This is a genomic window from Bacillus lumedeiriae (assembly GCF_044891285.1).
GTDB classification, from domain to species: Bacteria; Bacillota; Bacilli; order Bacillales; family Domibacillaceae; genus Pseudobacillus; species Pseudobacillus lumedeiriae.
On the sequence record NZ_JAUIYO010000006.1, the window covers coordinates 67,631 to 84,042 of the forward strand.

The following is a 16,412-nucleotide window of genomic DNA, read 5'->3' on the forward strand; positions in this document are numbered from 1 at the left end:
TTATGCGCGAATATCGCAAATTTGTGCGCGCTCATGTTTAATTTATGCGCGGGGATCACAAATTTAGGCATCCCTACACCCAGCTTGTGAGCGTTAGTATGAATGTGGCTGAACCTCTTTCCATTCCGCGGATTCATTGGACTCTCTTTTCCTTAGACTAAGCATGACACCAAAGGATACACAGTATAGGATAGCTAAGTAGATCATCGCTACTGTCATGTCATAGTTTTGCAGAATATAACCGACCAGAATTGGAGAAAGCCCTCCTACGGCGCGGCCGAAGTTAAAAATAGTATTTGTAGCCGTACTGCGCACTTGAACGGGATAATAGCTGCTAATTAAGGCACCGTATCCAGCGAACATTCCATTTGAGAAGAAACCTACGATTGCACCGCCAATTAACACACCCGCACTTCCCTCGGCAAAGGCGTATAAGAACACGGCAGATGCTGACGCAAGAAGAAAGATGCCAAAGGAACGTTTCGCCCCGAAGCGATCCATGAACTGACCAAAAGTCAACATCCCTGCAATCATCCCAACAGCCGTACTGATTGTCCATAGTGCTGAACTAGAAACCGATAATCCTTGTGATTGCTGCAGCATAGACGGCAGCCAGATCATTAAGCCGTTGTAGCCTGCAATTTGAACAGTGGCCATAATCCCTAAAGCGATCGTCGTAAATGCTATTCTAGGCGTACTAAACAATTGAGATAACTTGCCTGATTCCTGTTTAGCAGATGCCTTCTTCTCTTTCTGAGCTGCCAGCCATTCTGGAGATTCGTTAAGGTTTTTCCGCACAATATAAGCAAAGATAACCGGAATGATCCCAACGAAAAACAACGCTCTCCAACCTAATGTTGGAAGAATTATGGCACTAAGCAGCGCCGCAAGGATCACACCAAATTGGGCACCAATACTTACATATGAAGACGCTCTTCCTTGTTTATTCTTTGGCCATGCTTCTGCCACAAGCGCCATTCCGATTCCATATTCTCCTCCAGCACCAAGTCCGGCAATAAATCTAAACGCATAAATCTGCTCAATGCTCGTTGCAAACCCTGTTAACGCTGTCCCGATTGCAAACAAAAGAATCGAGTAGGTAAAAATTCGCACTCGGCCAAACTTATCAGCTAAAATCCCGAAAAGAACTCCTCCGACAAGCATTCCGATGTTCGTAATGGAAGAAATCAAACCTCCTGTTGCTAAATCAATGTGAAAGTCCGCAATAATCATCGACATCGCAAACGAGATAAACATGATGTCCATACCTTCCAGTGTCAAACCAGCAACTGAAGCGACAACTGTTTTATTACGATAATTCATATGTTTCCACCCTCCAGTATTTTCATGATCGTAAAATGCGTTTCCTAAGCTTTGAAGGAATGGAAATGTAATTCATCAATTACAAGGATCTCTTCCATTCCCCTTTTCAAGTCTCACAGGACTTGTTTTAAAAGAGGTAAAAATAAATGCCCTTTCGTCACAGAGGACAAAAGGGCACGCAGGTGTAAAGATCAATCAAAAATACTTGATGATCACACCGCCCTTTTCAGCCTCTCGGGACTGTATTAAAGGAACCATTAATATTATATCGTTATAAATACTAGCACGTTAAAAAATAGGTTTCAATAAAAAAATAGATGATGGGATATAATACTATTTCCACCTAACAGCTAAACATTCATCCCTTAAACCTTAGCTTTGTTAAGCTCTCCTATTGATATCCGCTGCCGCGCCTGCGGATTCTCACACCGTTCTCCCCAATCAACAATAGTCATTCACATAGTCTAAATCTTAAATTTTTGTAATTCTTTCAGTAAAGCAGCGGCATTGTGTGTTAAATCTTCGGATAGTTCCGAGATTTTTATAACAGAAGTCGTCTGCTCCTGAGTGGAGGCAGCCACTTCCTCAGTAGAAGCAGCGCTTTCCTGCGCCACCGCAGCAACGTTAGAAATGACTTCAGAAATACTAGAAGCATTCGTATTCAAACTCTCGGCAGCCGAGGAAACTCCATGAATCTGACTGACAATTCCCTCGATTGATTGTTTGATCCGATCAAACGATGCGCTCGTGTCGTTTACCGCCGTTTCTTGTTTTTGCACTGCATTTATCGCTACAGCCACTTCACTGACACTTTTCTTGCTGGCATCTTGTATTTCCTTGAGCAGCGTAATAATACTCCCGCTCGAATTGGCTGACTGTTCTGCCAGCTTTCTTACCTCATCAGCCACTACAGAAAAACCTTTTCCATGTTCGCCAGCACGGGCTGCTTCAATAGCTGCATTCAAAGCAAGCAAATTCGTTTGCTCTGCGATATCATGAATAACTCTTACAATTTCTTCAATTTTTTGAGACTTTTCGGCTAACAGCTCGATTGAATCCCCTACACTCGTTGTCGTCTCTCTGCTTTCTTTTGCCAACTCAATCTGATTGATGACAATATCAACACCGTGCTTCACTGCTTCATCTGCTTCATCGATCATATGCACCGTTTTTTCAACATTCTCTGAGATGCTATATACCGATTGTGTCATGCCTGCCACCATTTCTGAGCCAGAATGCACAGATTGAGCCTGTTCAGCTGAGCCATTAGCCAGCTCTTCCACAGCCGTTGAGATTTGTTCAGCTATTCTTCCTGTATTCTCTGCATAATGGTGGACATGCTGGGAAGTTGAATCAACAAGAGCTGCCGAGTCAGCTACCTGTTGAATGAGCCCTCTTAAATTGTTAGACATCATGTTAAACGAATGCCCTAAATCCGCTATTTCATCTTTTCCTGTCACATCGACTTGGACAGTTAAATCACCTTGAGACATTTTTTGAGATGTATCTTTCAGTCTGATCAGCGGCTTTACCATTCTTCCTGCGATGATAAAAGCAAGAAAACCGACAATAACCAAGGTTCCTATACTCATCAGTACATACTGGCTTCGCAGCGAATAAAAGTCTTTATAAGCCGCATCTTTAGAGACAGAGGCCGCCACAATCCAGCCAGTGCTTGGAATCTTTTTGTACATCATCAATCTTTTTTCGTTTTGATAGACGTACTCTGCTTGTCCAGAATCGTTAGCCAGCATCTCAACAATTACTGATTTCAAGTCAGGATTGTCCGACAAGTTCTTATTAAACAGTTTCTCATTAGGATGACTAAGAATGGTGCCATTCTTATCGAGAAGCATCGCGTAGCCATCTCCATCCAGATTGATTTTTTTAAGTCCATCTGTAATAGTGGATAAATTTACTTCTCCCGCAACAACACCTGTAAAACCGCCATTTTTATTCACCAACGGTACACTAATGGATATCGTAGATGAATTTGTTACCTTTTCTAAATAAGGGTCGGAATAGCCAAGTTCACCTGATTTTTTCGTTTCCTCATACCATGGTCTTGTTCTGGCATCATACCCTTTGTCGGGCACCCATCCGGATCCATCAACAAATGTCCCGTCTTCAAAGCCGGCGAAGAGCGCAGAAATATTTTGAGCATTGGAGTCTTTTTGGAATGCCTGCAAGTGAGCACTCGTCACTTCCTCCTTTGGCACCGCATCTTGAATGACTGTACCTATCGTCTCGACTACTTTTGTATTGCTCTCAATCCAGCCATTCAACTCATTGGCAGCTGCATCTACTGTCCCTGATAATTTAGCGTTAATTCTCTGAGCAGCCTGTTGTTCTACACTTCTTAGACCGAGAATTGTTATAGGTATGCTGGTTATAAGTGCTATAACAATAAACAAAACGATAAGCTTACTTTTTAAATTCACAAACTTCCCTCCACAGCTTTAAAAAATAAATCACTTTCTATTTATCGACAAAAGCTGACAATTGTTTAGTCATTTACCAGAGGTGCTTCGCCCCTCTGTTTTTGTGAATTTGATGCAGCTGGCTGAACACATGCAAAAAGAGAGGCCGATGACCGCCTCCCTTTTTCCCATAGCCTATACATGAAATCTACATACAAACTTTATTTCTTCTTCGGCTTTAAATATTCAATTGATTTATATTTTTCTATTTTACTGCTCTTAACATCTACGTATTTACCATCCCAAGCTTTCACATTTCCTGTCATTGTATTATAGCGATTCTTTATAATCACTAATTTTACAGGTCCCTTTTCAGATTGAGCTCTTATATCATTGGCGATCGCACTCCGGTTTAAACTTGCCGCTAGTACACCGCCGCTTAATATAGCACCATAAGGCCCTGCAAATATAGAAGCAAAATACCATGCTACCTGCTTTTTAGCAGACATCTCCAATCTGCCGGCAAATGCTCTAGCCTCTTTAGGTTTCATATAAACGTAATAATTGTCTTGAGACCACCGCGCTTGCTTATCAGTTAAGACTTTATGAACAATTGCTCCTGAGTAGCTTTTTGAAATAGATTTATATCCCTTAGGAACTTTTGCAGCAGCGCTGACGTGAGAGTCAGATTGTAAAGCTGCAGACGATAGTGATCCGAACACGAGTGCTAAAACTAAAAAACAAGAGATTATTTTTTTCATTTGAAGCGTCCTCCTTTTCAAAAACCTCAGTTACCATTTTAATACAATTAAACTAAAAATAAAACACTTTACTTACAAATGAGGTTTAAGGAGGCAAATTTGTATTTTTTTTCAAAATCATATGATTCTTATAGCACACTCTTTAATAGACAGGTCTAGGACGACCGAAAGCCTTTTGATCAGTACATGATGCTTAATTTCCTTGAAAACAAACTAGAGACGAACTTTTAGGAAATCTTCTTATTCTTATACACTAGATTTAACAAGAAGACATACTGGTCATATGGGATGGAGCTTTTATTATGCTGAATGATGGCTGCTGTAGACTTTTGCGGCCACTCATCTCGCTGCATCTTAGAAATTCTCGCTAAATATTCAAAAGAAGGCCTGACCACAAGATTTGTCAAATAAGCTGATTGAACGCTCCCTGGTATTCTCCCTTGGTTCAGGGCACCAATGATTTGTTCCGCTGTTCCTATTCCTATCCCATGTCCAAAATAAGTGCCGTCCTCAAGGATAACAGCATTTTCTCCCCGCCACTGAGGGGCCTCTGGATTAAAATCTGGATTTTTAAAATAAGCAATATCCCCAGGTAAAAAACGTTCCGTGTACTTTGATGTAATGCCAAGATCAGGATCAGCATGCCAGCTGTACAGATAGATTCCTTGGAACAATTGGTTAAATAAGAATTCACCCATAACGTTTAAAACGGCATGATAATAGATAATAAGCATAGCCGTAGCGCATTCAAAGGCATATTGTGAACTATTCATGTAAATATCTCGAATCGCATCAGACGGCCTTACATCTGGTCTGAGCCGGAATCCGCCGATACTCGTTAAATACCAGTATTGCGGATTGGAACGGGCATTGGCAAATACTGCAAACTGCGGATTGCTTTGATTAAGGGCTCTTGCACTTAATATGATATTTTTTCGCAGCTCAAGTTCAAACGATAATTCATCAAACGATTGATACGAATACACAATTGGATCTTCAATCATTTGTTGGACGATGATATTTTCAATGCTGCCGGGCGGCCACATGTTACTTTGCTGGAAGGGCATCCCTGATAACTGAATCATACGATCCCTCTTTCCGGATTTCAGTATTCACTCATGTTGTTATTCAGTATATTCAAGCGAGGTTTTAAAGAACACTGTTAATTGGCGGCATATTTTACTTCTTCCCTCATAAGCTAATCAAAAATCCGTCCCCCGAAAGTGAGGGAGCAGCCATGTATTTTTTTACAGCCGTTTCAGATGAGATCCAACCGACTCGAGTCGCTTTCCATCGACTATCTAGAACAAAACACCTTGTTTTGGGGGCTGTTTTCGCTAGTTTGGCGGCACTTTTTCAAGCCGCTGGAGGAATGTTACCGATTATCGGGTATTTGATTAGCCCATTAGCGACCGCTCCTCTTCTTCTTTGTTCCATGCTTTCGATTGGCCTCGGATGTATTGCTTATCTACTCGCGAATCTATTGCTTCTCATACTTCAGCCAAGCGAACTCATTGTTTTCCCTTTTACAACAGGATTGTTAGGACTAGGGATCGGAGCTTCTTTTTATTTTTTCAAAAAAAGGCTAAGTATTATTATAAGCGGTGCCAGTCTGTTAACGGCTGGCATAGCCATTTTACTGTACGGCTTCAAATTTCCTGTACTAGGTCCTTCTGTTTCCGGTACCTTTTCTTACCCTGTCTTTGGATGCATTTTTTTATTTTCCTTCTTTTACAGCTGGATTTGGGTCGAAGCTGGCTTGCTCTATTTAAAAAGATTAAAAACGATTATTGCCTCGTGACTTTCCAAATGACCCCTGTATTTGGAATCACAATTTCAGCTCTTCCAGGCGGCTTAAAGATGCCAAAATCGGTAATATACATGTCATTTTTCTTTCCAAATGTTACATCAATTGGTCTTTCTAAGCCTCCTCCTCCTGTTGCAAAAGCTGCAAGTCCTGTCTTATTGATAGCAAACGTCGTCACTTTTCCTGTTTCAGGATTGATTCTCGATACACGATGCCCCACTCTAGGTGCAGGTTGACCGCCCGTTGTCCCCGGTGCTTCACTTCCAAACTCAGCAATAAACGCCTCTCCAACAGGACCAAAAGAAGAATCATAGTTGAAATCAAACCCCATAGCAGCTGAATGTGGAGCAAAGACAGCTATAGGTTTTGGCGGCTGCATGGGGTGCTCCGCAAGCAAAAAGGCCGGCTGCGGTTTTCCTTCTGGTTTAAACATTGGGTTTGTGACAGGGAGCCCTCCAGTATAGTCTGGCCAGCCATACCATGTTCCTTGCCTAATCCATTGAAACTCATCCGGGGAATTAGCAACCGGCCGGCTTCCCCGAACATCAATGCCATGATTGGCACAAAACAGACGATGATGACGGTCAAACTTTAAACGAAATGGGTTCCTGAGCCCCCAGGCAACTAATTCAATCTGGGATCCATCCCGATTGGCTCTCAAAATACTCCCGCTTGCCATCACAATTCCTTTCACATATTCCCCTCTATAAGAAGGAACACCAAAAGGCGAATATGCCCCCGTCCAAGCCTCTTCGCCTGGACGTTCGGATAAAATATTTTTTGTTCTAAAGTTTTCTCCAATTAACGGAATAAGCAAACCAGGATAGTCATGAAAGAACGGATATTGCTTCACCCAGCGGCTATTATCTTCACCAACGACACCTGAATTCGTAGCCGTTCCCTGTCCAAAATACATTTTGCCATCGGGACCAAAAATCACTCGATTGTTATGATGATCGCCAAAACTTGGCAAACCTGAAATAATGTCTTTCTTAGACCCATCACTTTTTACCACAGTAATAAATCCACGGTGTGCTACGTAAATATCTCCCTTATAATAGGTAATGCCTGTAAGCGGCGGCTTGAATCCTTCAGCTATTACTTTCATTCCCCTTGAAGTAAGCTTGAGCACCTTCCCGCTTCCTGAAGCAATACCGGCATCTGCGACTAACATTTCTCCCTGATCAGTAAACGTTAAGTTAATCGGGGTCATAAGCCCCTCGGCAAACACTTCAACCTTATATCCCGACGGCACCAAAATATCTTGAGGTCTGATCATGCGCTGAATCGTATCAGGACGATGCATAATGTCCCCTCCTCTAGAAATATCCCCTATTTCTAGATATTCAAAGAAGGATCGTCCTCATTACAATGAAGTGAAAAGAAAGTCAGTTTTGAATAAGAACATCAATAAGTACAATCCCACCTGATGATTCTAGGAAATCTTTTAACTCATTTTCAAATTCAACTAAATGGGCGGACCGTCTCCCTTTAATTCCGAAACTCTCTGCCAGCTGGACAAAATCTGGATTCTGAAATGTGACTCCATAGCTTTCTCCGAACATTTTATCCATTGTTTCCTGTTCGAGTTTCAACATAGAGTCATTTAGAACGATGATAACAAATGAGAGCCCTAGACGTTTGGCCGTTTCTATTTCGGAAATATTCATTAATACTCCCCCATCCCCGGTAATACAAATCACCTGGTTATGAGGGCAAGCCAATTTAGCGCCGATTGAGCCCGGTAAAGCAATTCCCATAGAAGCGAGCCCATTGGATATAATGAGTCCATTCGGCCGCTTTGGCTGATATGTGCGGGCGATCGACACCTTATGGGCACCTACATCGGAAATCATAATAGTGTTCTCTGAAGAATGTTTTTCAATTATGTGCAGCACATTCTCGATCGTCAGCGGCAGGGAGCTGACATCCGCCTCCCTCTCCTCCATTTGATAAGACTGCTGTATTTGTTCCCTGAGATTCATAAAAGGAACCCATGCTTTAGATGGAAGATCAAGGTGATTCAACGCTTGAAGTGTGTGCTTTATATTTCCAACCAACTCTGCTTGTACGGGATAATATTCGCCTGTTTCTGCTGGAGAAGCATCGATATGTAAAATCGGCAGTTTCTGTTTATTCCATTCCTTCGGCAGTTTCTCGACGAAATCCAATCCAATGACAATAAGCAAATCAGCTTCCTTTATACCAGCTAACACTTCATCTTTTTCATTAAATCCAAACGTGAAAAAATTAAGCGGATGATTTTTAGGCAGCACCCCTTTGGCCATAAAGCTATGCGTAACAGGCGATTGAAGCTGTTCAGCAAAGATTTGAAGTTCGGCATCAGCTTCTTGCCTCATCACCCCATTCCCTACAAGGATAAACGGCTTTTTATATTGGCGAATCAGCGTTTGAGCCGTCTGCATCTCCTCCATTATAGGAATACTTATCGAAACTGGCCTAACTGGCAACGGCTTATTTGGGATGACTTGTGAGGCTAAGTTTTCCGGCAATTCCACGACTACCGATCCCGGCTTCTCCATTTTGGCGATTTTAAAAGCTTTTCGAATGAGTTCTGGGGTGGTTTGTGAATCTTTGATTTGAGTGCACCATTTTACAGCCGGCTCAAATATTCTCATCATGTTCATGTATTGATGGGATTCTTTATGCTGTCTCTCAAAAGCAGCCTGTCCTGTTAACGCGACAACTGGTGAATGATCTAGCTTCGCACTTGCTAGACCCGTCAACAAATTCAAAGCACCGGGTCCTAGTGTTGCTAAACACACTCCGGTCTTATTAGAAAGCCTCCCATATACATCTGCCATAAACGCGGCACCTTGTTCATGCCGTACATTCACGAATTGAATTTGTGTTGATTTTGACAAAGAATCGACAAGATCAAGCGTTTCTTTACCAGGAATCCCAAAAACATATTCGACTCCCTCGTTCTCTAAACACTGAACGAGTACATCCGTGACCTTCATGTTTTCTCACTCTCTTTCCCAAATGATCGTTTGAACGAAAGTGTCAGACCGCACATCAGCAATAGAAGATATACCGAGTAAGTCAGACCCTTTTGAGATAGGTTCTTCTTATAGCGTTAGTTCATTCATTTAAAATCGTTAGGCAGAACTTCTAAGCTTAGCTGACGTTATCGCTCCATTAGTTAGATAGGATATTTTTTTTGCTGTGGTGAAAACTAAAAAAGTAACAATCGAAAGGAGAGATTATATATGGGCCGTGGTAAAAGCTTTAGTCACAAAGAAAAAGGAAATCCCGGAAACTATCCACAAAGTAAAATAAGTGGGCCAAAAGAACAAAGTCAGCAGCTCGAACAAATTAACGATATCGCAACGTACGAAGCATTTAAAAATCGAGTACCAGAGGATGATCAATCTTAGATCATAAAAAACGGAGTGTTCAGCGATATTGGCGGGGAATAGAGCAACGGTGTTTGACAATGGGGGCCGATTTAAGGCTTGATTGTCAAACACTGCGTTATTTTCTTCACGGCAGCAAAAGGGAGCTAGGTTCTAGTCAGTCTGCTGTTGAGAAAACATAAAAAGCTATAAACAAGTGATTATTCAAATACTCCCACCAAGTTTACCGGCAATATCCAAAGAGGTATGTTGATCAGAATTAGGATTGAAGGATGGATAAAATGAATAGGTTATCAATGATCATTCTTTTTGCCGCTTTACTTCTTATAGGATGTCAATCCAAGGCGTCGGAGACCCAGGTGAAAACGGAACATCCAGCGGCTGCACCACTTGAAACAAGCAACACTCATCCTTCTTCACACACAGCAGATTCAAACATAAAGAAAGATGAAAGACATAAAAAAACTTCATCATTCGAGCCCAAAGCAACTATTTCAATCACTTCTCATGCCTATCACGCTACATCCACTATCATCACTACAACGGATCGCACGGAAGATGTTTCAGAAATCGCTTATCATATTTGGCGGACAGCAGATGGACCAGCAAGTATGAAAAAGTTCTCTGCAAAAAGTAAAGACACTAACTTTGCTTTCCTATTTGATATAAAAGAGTTTCGCTCTCAGCGCGGTGAATATCAAGTAGAGGCATACAGCATACATAAGAATGGCAAACAGGAGCTGCTCGCTCGCAGCACGTTAACCTTTCAGCAACGGGTGCCCATTTTGATGTATCATGCCGTGGATGAGTATAAAGGGACGGGGCTGAAAGGGTTATTCGTAACACCTGCTAACTTTGAGGCACAAATGAGGTATTTAAAGGATAACGGGTATACGCTCCTTACCTTTGAACGATGGAAGGACGTAAACAAAGTGAACAAACCCGTATTCGTTACCTTTGATGATGGAATGAAAAACAATATGACTGCGTTTCGAATTCTTCAAACATTGAAGGACGACCATTTCCAGCCGGCTGCTACTGAATATGTCATTGCCGCTCGAATAGATGGAGGACCTCCTTGGCTGTCTACCGAGAATCTAAAAGAAATGGTCAACTCCGGCATTTTCTCTGTACAGTCGCATACGATGACCCATGCCGATCTTACTAAAACGACAAATTACAGAGAAGAATTGTATGACTCCAAACAAAAAATCGAACAAATAACAGGCAAACCTGTCATTGCTATCGCCTATCCATTCGGCCACTTTGACGACACGGTCGTGGAAGAAACAAAGAAATATTATCATTACGCTACGGCAACAAAACCCGGACTCTTTATTGAGAAAGGCCAGCAAAACGAAAGACTGCTCATGCAGCGGGTGCGAATTTCTTACTCCACTACCCTTCAACAGTTCGCAGCATTGCTGGAACACCCATAACTACAGAAACAGGTTTCTTGAGCGGCTCATTCCCCTCCTCTGTCTGCCTAAAGTGCAAACAGGAGAACAACACAACTCATCTCAACACTTGGCAGCGCTTCCAAACATTAAAAGCGGTACAGGCACTTTACAGCACCGCTATACATTGGAACTTCATTTTTATACGTAAAGACATACTTCTTTCTTCTCTCCAATCAATCACACAAATGGTTATTGATTGGAGAGATCTGATTCGAGCCGTTTCATGAATTCTTCCGCAGCACTATATCCTTGCTGCTGCAAATACCAGTTATTTGCTGCGGCTTCAATTAACCCTGCCACATCACGGCCAGGCTGAAGCTGAATCTGAATATGAGGAATTCGAACATCCATATATTCCTTAAATTTCGTTTCAATCTCTAATTCGTTGTTCAGAGAATTTTCCTTCCACTTCGTTAATTCAATATCAAGCGCAATGCGCGTCTCATCTTGAAATGCTTTTCTCCCATATAGGCGCACTACATTCAACAATCCTACGCTGCGCAAGGCGAGGAATTCTTTATTCGTTTCGTTATGGGTCCCTAGAAGAGTCTGCGGGCTAAGTTTCTTCAGCACGACGATATCATCAGCCACTAAACGATGCCCTCTGCCGATTAATGTATGCGCCGTCTCACTTTTACCTACACCCGATTTGCCGCGCAGTAAAATACCCATTCCAGAAACATTGACACAAACACCGTGCACCGCAATTTCCGGTGCGAGCGTTTTTCGCATATACGCTTCCAGTTTCGCAATGAATTCATGAGTGGACTCGCGCGTACGCAGCAAGGGGATTTGCTCCTCCTTACAGTATTGAGTCAAATGTTCAGGTTTTTCCTGATGGTCTGTCACGATAATACAAGGGGGATTGTATTTAACGATATTGCCCATTCTTGTCTTGCGTTCACTATCACTCAACGTCCGTAAATAATTAATTTCATTGTGGCCAAGCACTTGAACGTGTTCCATTGGAAAGAAGTCAAAGTAGTCGATAAACTCTAGTCCCGGACGATGTGTCTGCGCTTTTGTAATCGTTCGATGCAGTTGATCTTCTCCAGATAATACTTCTAGTGAAAACCTGCGAACTATATTTTCAATCGTTATTGATTTCATATCCATTACACTCTCCGTCCTTCAAAACCTTCTGCTTTATCCATTTTTTGTTCATTCATTTTACCATAGTTTAAATAAGAAGATAAGCAAACACCCAGACACTATCCTATCATCAAAATAATGCACTCGCTCTTATCACATTCGCACCGCTTTCGCTGTTGCTTAATAGCTTGACATGTATGTTTTTTTCTAGGTTTTCTCTGTTTAATATAATCAAGTCACCTTCGGCTAACTCAATAGAATCCTTCTCATCGATGACCATGTTCACATGTCCATTCGTACAATAAAAAGCATGGACAGCTTGAAGAAAATCAGTATGTTGATCACTTAATTCTTCGTGATGAACTTCCTCTCCTATATTCATGGCTTTAAGTTCGCCGCTGCATCCCTCGGCTAACATAAGATTGAAGTCTCTCACCTTGCCAGCGCTTCGAGTGGTCCATCCCCCGCTAAAGCTATCCTGTTCATAAGGCTTTAAATGGATGCGGTGATGCCCTTCGTGTTCAAGAGTCATTTCCCCGTCAACGACCATAATTAATCTCCAAATACCAGGGAGCGGGGTAAACACGGACTCTTCCACTTCTACCATTGCTGAACTCATTCTCCATTTAAAGTCACGTTTGCTATAATCCGCATGTTCTGGATAAATCGCAAGTTGAGTCGTTACTCCCCCCGACCATTCATTGGATACTTGCTCACTTTTTCTAACCATTTGAATTGAATAAGACATACGTAACATCTCCCTTTTCACCGTTTATGTATCTTTCCCCTTATAGACTTGGTGCATCATGAATCACTTCAAAGCCTGCCGTTTCCACTTCACTACTCGTTATGCGCCCTTTATTATAGCATTTTCCAGGTGAAATTAATTGCTGAAAAAACAAAGCCCCTCACCGCTTTCTTTTGTACAGTGAGGGACACATCTTACTATTACTTCTTCATCTATCTTATCTAATGGCTCTGTTAAACTTACCCGTTGATTTCCGCTGCGGGCGATCCGGGAGCCTCCTCATCACTGTCGCTTCTGCGGAGCCTCCCGTGGAAACGCTTTTCCTACAGGAATCTCGCACCCTTCACTCCAATCAACATAGCGGCAAAATTAACATTAATCATTAACATAGACTATCTAATAAAAGCAATAATCCCTTCATGATCATCGAGAACTAATTCAACCCCTGCCGCAAACGGATCCATGCCCATTTCTGTATCAAGCCAAAAGCGAAGAGCCTCGATAATATTGGCCGTAATTAAAATTTGCTTGCGCCCTGATACATGAGCTTCAGCTGAAAAGCCATAGTCATCATCAAACATTAACTCAATTTCCACTTCATGAGGAGAAATTTGCCTTTTGTCAGCTATATGCAAACAGAGGGCATTGATAATCTCTTGTTCAGAAACTTTTATCTCTCCCATGTGTTCTCTTCTCTCCGTTTTCTTTTCAACGCAGTAAAGATCGCACGAATAATCATCACTAATGCCACAATGGCCATCATATTAATGATAAATCCTAGGATAGAACCTAAAATACCAAGATTACCGATTAAACCTCCAAGTAACATGCCAGCTAGTCCACCGATAAATAATCCTTTTAAAAGACCGCCTTTATTAGATTTTGCTGCGGTTGATTTTTTTGAGTAATTAGTTGTTGATTTTTGTTTATCGTTATCTTTTTTAAAAAGCGATGGGCTGTTACTCTTTGTTGAGTTAAAAGACTTTTTCCCAGATTTGTACGACTTTGCGCTCGCCACGTGAGGGTTCTGATCCACTAGATTTCCGATAGGTGCAAAGAACAAACCACAAACTAATAGAGATGCAATGATTTTTTTCAACATATGAAATCCTCCATTTTATCTTTTTATTATTTGGCTTTGTTAAGCTCCCCTGTTGATTTCCACTGCAGACGCTTCAATCAACAATAGTCATTAACATAGCTTATTATTTAATGAATGTTCGTACAAGCTGCTTCTTTTTCTCGGAGTCTGTATGCTTTTTGTCTAATTTCGTTTCGATTTTTTCCATCATAAATCGATCTTTCATCATCTCTTCCTTATTCTTTTCAATTAATTGATGAAATGATAAGTGTTTTCTCATTATGCTGCACCTCCTTGCTATATACATCTGATTTGCCGCTGATACATAGTGACAAATAAACCAAAAGGCCCTATACCACCCCTGGTATAGGACTTAACAATAAAAAAGACCTCTACCAGTTGGTAAGGTCTTGCTAACAACAGTCATCGTTGCCAACAAAGCCGAGAGCAATTTACTCTGTAATGACGACTTTGCTGTAAAAGCTACTCCCCTTAAAAGGAATATTGATTTTATATTTATATCATAATAGAGCAATAGATAAATGTCAAGGAACCTTTCTAATTCTGTGAATGACTCAAATTAAATAAAAAAAAGATGAACGGGAATAATAAAAGTATTTAGTCGGCGTTAGGAGGATTTACAAATTGAAAACCAATGATCAAACATTATCCATTTTCGCCTTAGGCGGCATCAATGAAATTGGCAAAAACATGTACGCAGTCCAATATTCTAACGACATTATTATCATCGACTGCGGCGGTAAGTTTCCGGATGAGACTTTGTTAGGTATCGACTTAATTATTCCTGATGTTACCTATTTAGAAGAAAACAAGGAGAAAGTCCGGGCTTTGATCGTGACACATGGGCACGAGGATCATATAGGCGGTATCCCTTACTTCTTAAGGAAATTAAATGTACCCATCTATGCTACTCGTTTCACACTAGGTTTAATCGAATTAAAATTAGAAGAACATCGGCTTATGAGGGATACGAAACTCGTTCAGGTTGACTCAGATTCCAAACTAGAATTAGGAGAGATCGGGGTTTCTTTCTTCAGAACGAGCCACAGCATTCCCGATTGTCTAGGCATTGTCTTTCATACGCCTGAAGGGAACGTTGTCCACACAGGCGACTTCAAGTTTGATTTAACGCCAGTAAATGAACAGCGTTCGGATATTCATAAAATGGCTGATATCGGCGAGCAAGGTGTCTTATTGTTATTATCCGAAAGTACGAATGCCGAACGGACTGGTTTAACACCTACCGAGCGGATCGTAGGCGATCATATGGATGAAGCCTTTATGAAAGCGCAGGGGAAAGTGATCGTTTCCACCTTCGCCTCCAACGTGAATCGTGTGCAGCAAGTCATCCATTCTGCCCAAAAGACCAACCGCAAGCTTGCACTGCTCGGCCGAAGCATGGTGAACGTTGTATCTGTTGCGATAGAACGGGGTTATTTAAATGTACCCGATAACATGATGATCGAGGCGCATGAAATTGATGGAATGGATCCAGAAAGGGTCGCTGTCCTTTGCACAGGAAGCCAGGGAGAGCCAATGGCTGCCCTCGCCCGTCTGGCAAGCGGAAACTATCGGGATACATCCATTTTACCTGGTGACACCGTTATTTTAGCTGCTTCTCCAATACCAGGAAACGAACGTGATGTTTCACGAATCATCGACAACTTATTTCAACTGGGTGCTAAAGTGATTTATGGCTCTGGCAGTTCAACAGGCATGCACGTTTCCGGACATGGCTATCAGGAAGACTTAAAACTCATGCTGACATTAATGAAACCGAAATACTTTATTCCCATTCACGGTGAATTCAGAATGCTGCACCATCACCGATTGTTAGCCGAATCGGTTGGGGTAGAAAAAGGAAACACATTTATCATTCAAAATGGAGATGTCATCGATATTGAAGACTCGACAGCCCGTCAAACACGGAAGATTCCAGCGGGTGATACGTACGTTGACGGAATGGGTGTCGGGGACGTTGGGGACATTATTTTACGAGACCGCCGACAGCTTTCCGAAGACGGTATGCTAGTTATCGTCATAACCATTAGTAAAACGGACAAGAAGATTGTTTCAGGCCCTGATACGATTTCCCGCGGTTTTGTATATGCAAGGAATTCAGATGATCTGCTTAAAGAGGTCAATCGTCTTGTAAAAAAAAGCGTGAACGATTTACAGGAAGCAAACATACACCAGTGGAATGTCATGAAACAAAACATCAAAAAATCAGTAGGAAAATATTTGTACGGGCAAACGAGGAGAAAGCCAATGATTCTCCCTATCATTATCGAAATTTAATCAACGGCGCATCAAAAAAGG

The 16,412-nt window shown here is 41.7% G+C and carries 15 protein-coding genes and 1 pseudogene; 4 read left to right on the forward strand and 12 right to left on the reverse strand.

Translation table 11 applies throughout. The features are described 5' to 3' along the window. Window positions 1-93 precede the first annotated feature (93 nt). The 5 genes and pseudogenes from QYG89_RS09920 to QYG89_RS09940 form a co-directional block, all read right to left on the reverse strand. Window positions 94-1,323 carry an MFS transporter gene (locus QYG89_RS09920; protein WP_404316845.1) on the reverse strand — a complete coding sequence of 410 codons (1,230 nt, stop codon included), beginning with the start codon at window positions 1,321-1,323 and terminating at the stop codon, window positions 94-96. A gap of 464 nt (window positions 1,324-1,787) precedes the next feature. Further along, entirely contained in the window at window positions 1,788-2,738 is a 951-nt protein-coding gene (locus QYG89_RS09925; RefSeq protein ID WP_404316966.1) for a methyl-accepting chemotaxis protein, read from the reverse strand. Continuing rightward, window positions 2,730-3,764, reverse strand: a pseudogene (locus QYG89_RS09930) (HAMP domain-containing protein); the annotation flags it as partial. The pseudogene QYG89_RS09930 and the gene QYG89_RS09925, both read right to left, overlap by 9 nt. Before the next feature lie 200 nt (window positions 3,765-3,964). Next, on the reverse strand, window positions 3,965-4,504 hold the full coding sequence (locus tag QYG89_RS09935; RefSeq protein ID WP_404316846.1) for a hypothetical protein: 540 nt from the start codon (window positions 4,502-4,504) through the stop codon (window positions 3,965-3,967). 227 nt (window positions 4,505-4,731) lie between these two features. Then, on the reverse strand, window positions 4,732-5,589 hold the full coding sequence (locus QYG89_RS09940) for a protein-glutamine gamma-glutamyltransferase (RefSeq protein WP_404316847.1): 858 nt from the start codon (window positions 5,587-5,589) through the stop codon (window positions 4,732-4,734). 152 nt (window positions 5,590-5,741) lie between these two features. Between QYG89_RS09940 and QYG89_RS09945 the strand changes: the two genes are divergently transcribed. Beyond that, window positions 5,742-6,305, forward strand: a complete 564-nt coding sequence (locus QYG89_RS09945) for a hypothetical protein (protein WP_404316848.1) — start codon at window positions 5,742-5,744, stop codon at window positions 6,303-6,305. Here QYG89_RS09945 and QYG89_RS09950 read toward each other — a convergent pair. Both QYG89_RS09950 and QYG89_RS09955 read right to left on the reverse strand, forming a co-directional pair. Continuing rightward, entirely contained in the window at window positions 6,292-7,617 is a 1,326-nt protein-coding gene (locus tag QYG89_RS09950; RefSeq protein WP_404316849.1) for a PQQ-dependent sugar dehydrogenase, read from the reverse strand. The genes QYG89_RS09945 and QYG89_RS09950 overlap by 14 nt on opposite strands. Before the next feature lie 82 nt (window positions 7,618-7,699). Further along, the gene (locus tag QYG89_RS09955) at window positions 7,700-9,295 is read right to left on the reverse strand and encodes an acetolactate synthase large subunit (RefSeq protein ID WP_404316850.1); all 1,596 of its coding nucleotides are present in this window, start codon (window positions 9,293-9,295) and stop codon (window positions 7,700-7,702) included. A gap of 249 nt (window positions 9,296-9,544) precedes the next feature. On the opposite strand from QYG89_RS09955, the gene QYG89_RS09960 reads away from it, so the two are divergent. Continuing rightward, entirely contained in the window at window positions 9,545-9,712 is a 168-nt protein-coding gene (locus QYG89_RS09960) for a hypothetical protein (RefSeq protein WP_404316852.1), read from the forward strand. A 260-nt stretch (window positions 9,713-9,972) separates the two neighbouring features. Then, window positions 9,973-11,130 carry a polysaccharide deacetylase family protein gene (locus QYG89_RS09965; protein ID WP_404316853.1) on the forward strand — a complete coding sequence of 386 codons (1,158 nt, stop codon included), beginning with the start codon at window positions 9,973-9,975 and terminating at the stop codon, window positions 11,128-11,130. A 210-nt stretch (window positions 11,131-11,340) separates the two neighbouring features. On the opposite strand, the gene hprK is transcribed toward QYG89_RS09965, so the two are convergent. The 5 genes from hprK to QYG89_RS09990 form a co-directional block, all read right to left on the reverse strand. Further along, the gene (hprK, locus tag QYG89_RS09970) at window positions 11,341-12,261 is read right to left on the reverse strand and encodes an HPr(Ser) kinase/phosphatase (protein WP_404316967.1); all 921 of its coding nucleotides are present in this window, start codon (window positions 12,259-12,261) and stop codon (window positions 11,341-11,343) included. Window positions 12,262-12,373: 112 nt separating this feature from the next. Then, a complete protein-coding gene (locus QYG89_RS09975; RefSeq protein ID WP_404316854.1) occupies window positions 12,374-12,991 on the reverse strand; it encodes a HutD/Ves family protein in 618 nt (205 codons plus the stop codon). A 392-nt stretch (window positions 12,992-13,383) separates the two neighbouring features. Then, on the reverse strand, window positions 13,384-13,674 hold the full coding sequence (locus tag QYG89_RS09980; RefSeq protein ID WP_404316855.1) for a YxcD family protein: 291 nt from the start codon (window positions 13,672-13,674) through the stop codon (window positions 13,384-13,386). Then, window positions 13,662-14,093, reverse strand: a complete 432-nt coding sequence (locus QYG89_RS09985; protein ID WP_404316856.1) for a hypothetical protein — start codon at window positions 14,091-14,093, stop codon at window positions 13,662-13,664. The genes QYG89_RS09980 and QYG89_RS09985 overlap by 13 nt, the downstream gene beginning before the upstream one ends. Before the next feature lie 103 nt (window positions 14,094-14,196). Beyond that, window positions 14,197-14,352, reverse strand: a complete 156-nt coding sequence (locus QYG89_RS09990; protein ID WP_404316857.1) for an FbpB family small basic protein — start codon at window positions 14,350-14,352, stop codon at window positions 14,197-14,199. Between the two features lie 365 nt (window positions 14,353-14,717). Between QYG89_RS09990 and QYG89_RS09995 the strand changes: the two genes are divergently transcribed. After that, the gene (locus QYG89_RS09995) at window positions 14,718-16,391 is read left to right on the forward strand and encodes a ribonuclease J (RefSeq protein ID WP_404316858.1); all 1,674 of its coding nucleotides are present in this window, start codon (window positions 14,718-14,720) and stop codon (window positions 16,389-16,391) included. Window positions 16,392-16,412 lie beyond the last annotated feature (21 nt).